The following is a 3,305-nucleotide window of genomic DNA, read 5'->3' as shown; positions in this document are numbered from 1 at the left end:
ATGAAGCGTCAGGGCCGTGTCTGGATCCGTATCTTCCCGGATGTGCCTGTCACAGCCAAGCCCATCGAAGTTCGTATGGGTAAAGGTAAGGGTTCTGTGGACCGTTGGACTGCCAAGGTTAAGCCTGGTCGTGTTATGTTTGAAATCGACGGTGTCGACGAGGATATTGCACGCGAAGCGCTCCGCCTTGCGGCTATGAAACTGCCGATCAAATCACGCGTCGTCGTGCGCGAAGATTGGTAAGGTCGAAAACGCCTAGCGTTTTCTGACCTGTGGGTGGCAGTACCTTTTGCGAAGCGAAAGGTCACGAGAACCCACCAGTTAAATTAAAAAACCCCCGTCTGAGCAATCAGGCGGGGGTTTTGCTTTGGGGGATCACGGGTGCGCTGTAAATGCGCCCTGTTGAGGCTCTGGTCTCTAGAGCAGGGTGATCTGCGAGCGGGTGGACATGGCGCCGTCTTCGAGCCGTTTGGCTTCGCCTATGTGCCACATGAGGCCTGTTTGGCCTTGGGCGGCGGCTGTGCCGAGGTTGTCTGCCGAGGCGCGGGCTTTGTCGGCGCTCTCCATGAGCGCATCGGCAAGGGCTGCGCGGGTGTCACGGATGGCGCCGACGCGTGCATTATAGTCTTCGGGTGAGAGCGTGTTGGCGGCCTTCTGCTGTTTGAGGCGCGCGAGTTCTGCGTCTTGGGCAGCGAGCACTTGGGGGAGGCTCTGATTGATCTCGCCGAGCTGCTTATCCGCGGTGAGGAGGGTGTTTGACAGCTCTTGTTTGGAGATCTGGGCGACACGAGCGGCGACTTTTTGTTTGCCGCTGTGATGGCCGGCAACGGCCCCTGCAACGCCGCCTGCCACGGCGCTGACGACGCAGTTTTGCGCGCTTTTGGCCGAGATCAGGCCCAGTCCACAGCCAAGGGAGGCACCGATAAGAGCGCCTTGACCTGTGGATTTGCGCACCAGCTCGTCTGCCATGCGGTTGAGGCTGTCGGCCTGTGCGCTGATCACGGCGAATTCTGAGGCGCTGGTGAGGCCAATGGGGGCCGCGTGGTTGCGTGTCGGGCTTTCATTTATGCTGGCGCAGGCAGAAAGGGCCATAAGCGAGAGCGCGCAAAAAGCTGTGTGTGGAACGTTTATCATGAAATGTGATGGCCTCTGTTATTCTGATTTTCAGAGACAATCGCAGGGAAATGTGACGAAAGTTAGGAGTTTGGAAACAATTATTTGGATGGGTGCGCAGTGAATGCGCACCCTAGGGGATCAGACCCATTTATAATTGAAGCTGACGCTGATCCTGTCGTCCTCAGACATATTCATCGGCACTTCGTGGCGCAGCCAGCTTTCCCAAAGCAACACATCGCCCACTTTTGGCGCGGCGTAGACAAATGTCTGTGCGTCGCGGCCCGCTGTTTTGAGACGCGGCGGCGCGGCCATCATGCGGGCGGAGCGCGGGTCTTCGAGCTTGAGGGCGCTCGCGCCATCGGGCATGGCGACATAAGTTGTGCCGCTGATCGCGGAGTGGGGGTGAATATGGGAGGAGTGCATCCCGCCTTCAGGGAGAATGTTGATCCAGAGATCTTCAAGCTCAAGCTTGCCTTCGCCCAGATCCAGCTCCAGCAGCTTGGCAAAGGCGGCGACGTGCAGATCAAGCGATGTGATCAGATCGGCAAACACAGGCGAGCGCCAGCCAAGGTCTGTGAGGGAGGCGTAGGAGGTATAGCCCGGATAGCCATTGTCCTCGCACCATTGCTGGCCGGCCTCGTCATCATCGGCAATGCCGTAGCAGGCGCTTTCCAGCTCGTCTGCGTCAATGGAGGGGCCATGCTCGGACAAAGAGGCACGGTAGAGGCGGGTCACGAAGAGGGATTCTATATCAGACATGAGGATTTGATAGCGCGCAGCGCGGACAAGGGCCAGTGGCTTTGAGCTTTGGCGCCCAGAACAGTCAGAATGCCGCGCAGCCTTCGGGGACGCGTCATATGGGGCCGCTCTTGGGCAAGTCTCTTGGCTGGTATTTGCGCAACAGCTTACCTTAGGTCAGGATTAGATTGCGCGGTGCATTAACATCTGCAAAAACTGAAATGTGAGTCGTGTTTAAGGGGTGGGGATATGCGTGTTGCTCATACTAAAGTGGATCTATTGACTGTCTTGCAAAGCGAATGGGGCAAGCTTCTGGCCCAGCTTGAGCGCGTTAGCGAGGGGTTGGCGGAGAGCGTTGATGCCGAGGGCGGATCGATCAAGGATGTTGTGGCGCATGGCGCAATGGCGATCGGGCTGGTGCTCGGCTGGTATGCGGACGGGCAAGCGGGCCGTGAGGGGCCGCCACAGATACATCGTGCCCGTGATTTGGCCTTTGATCCAAGCACGCTGAGGGTCTGGCAGCAGGACTTGAGCTGGCTTGAGACGCGGGCCTTGCTTGGGGCGGCCCATGAGCAACTGGTGGGGCTGGTTGAGGGGCTTGACGAGGCGGCGCTCTATGGCGGCCCGATGAAAGGCGTGCGCAACAGCTGGAGCACGGGCCGCTGGGCCGAAGCGGCGGGTGCGGGGCATTACCGCAGCACGCGCCGCTATGTCCGCAGGCGTCAAAATGGCTTGTGAGCTGAAGGCGACATAGATATGAGCCTTGCACCGGGCCAGACGGCCTCTGCAAAGGAACGCTTATGAAAACTGTAGATATTGTAAAGTGGGTGGCGACGGCGATCCAACTGGTTGGATATGGGCTGACGGGGCTGAACATTGTGCCTTGGAATGTGTTTGCCTTCTTTATCGGCATCTTCCTTTGGTTTGCCGTTGGCGTGATGTGGAAGGACCGTGCGATTATGGTTGTCCATGTCGGGGCGTTTGTCTCTCTCTTTGCGGGCTATCTGAACTCCTGAGGCAAGGGCGCAAAAGCTTTTCCCGATAGGGCTTGCCAGCACTGCAAAAGGAGCCTATACGGCCCACTTCTACCCATGAACTCCACTGGAATCAGGGTCACGCTGACTTGCGGCCTACCAGTGATGTTGAAAAAGGAAATACCCATGAACGCATCAGACCTGCGTGAAAAGTCGGTTGACCAGCTCAAAGAAGAGCTGTCAAACCTCAAGAAAGAAAGCTTCAACCTGCGCTTCCAGTCGGCCACAGGCCAAATGGAAAACACGGCTCGTGTGCGTGAAGTGAAGCGGACAACAGCCCGCGTGCTGACCATCCTCAACGAAAAAGCCGCTGCTGCGGCTGCAGAATAAGGGAGCCTGAGTTATGCCAAAGCGTATCCTCACAGGCGTAGTAACAAGCAACCAAAACGAGCAAACCGTAACGGTTTCTGTTGAGCG

Annotated in this window: 6 protein-coding genes and 1 pseudogene; 5 read left to right on the top strand and 2 right to left on the bottom strand. The window is 57.6% G+C overall.

From position 1 onward, the window contains the following. A partial coding sequence (rplP, locus tag ACTF58_RS13415; protein ID WP_438992469.1) for a 50S ribosomal protein L16 occupies positions 1-243 on the top strand: 243 nt, incomplete at its 5' end. Between the two features lie 174 nt (positions 244-417). On the opposite strand, the gene ACTF58_RS13410 is transcribed toward rplP, so the two are convergent. Together ACTF58_RS13410 and ACTF58_RS13405 are read right to left on the bottom strand one after the other, a co-directional pair. Then, positions 418-1,134 (bottom strand): hypothetical protein, encoded by a 717-nt coding sequence (locus ACTF58_RS13410; protein WP_438992468.1) that lies wholly within the window; start codon positions 1,132-1,134, stop codon positions 418-420. A 120-nt stretch (positions 1,135-1,254) separates the two neighbouring features. Next, positions 1,255-1,875 carry a TIGR02466 family protein gene (locus tag ACTF58_RS13405; protein WP_438992467.1) on the bottom strand — a complete coding sequence of 207 codons (621 nt, stop codon included), beginning with the start codon at positions 1,873-1,875 and terminating at the stop codon, positions 1,255-1,257. Positions 1,876-2,103: 228 nt separating this feature from the next. Between ACTF58_RS13405 and ACTF58_RS13400 the strand changes: the two genes are divergently transcribed. The 4 genes and pseudogenes from ACTF58_RS13400 to ACTF58_RS13385 form a co-directional block, all read left to right on the top strand. After that, on the top strand, positions 2,104-2,592 hold the full coding sequence (locus ACTF58_RS13400) for a ClbS/DfsB family four-helix bundle protein (RefSeq protein ID WP_438992466.1): 489 nt from the start codon (positions 2,104-2,106) through the stop codon (positions 2,590-2,592). A 62-nt stretch (positions 2,593-2,654) separates the two neighbouring features. Beyond that, positions 2,655-2,870 (top strand): DUF6552 family protein, encoded by a 216-nt coding sequence (locus tag ACTF58_RS13395; protein WP_438992465.1) that lies wholly within the window; start codon positions 2,655-2,657, stop codon positions 2,868-2,870. Between the two features lie 144 nt (positions 2,871-3,014). Then, on the top strand, positions 3,015-3,218 hold the full coding sequence (rpmC, locus tag ACTF58_RS13390) for a 50S ribosomal protein L29 (protein WP_438992464.1): 204 nt from the start codon (positions 3,015-3,017) through the stop codon (positions 3,216-3,218). Between the two features lie 13 nt (positions 3,219-3,231). Then, positions 3,232-3,305: pseudogene (locus ACTF58_RS13385) on the top strand (30S ribosomal protein S17); the annotation flags it as partial.

It is taken from the genome of Lentibacter sp. (assembly GCF_965657785.1).
Classification (GTDB): domain Bacteria; phylum Pseudomonadota; class Alphaproteobacteria; order Rhodobacterales; family Rhodobacteraceae; genus Lentibacter.
This window is presented reverse-complemented; position numbering and strand designations above follow the sequence as displayed.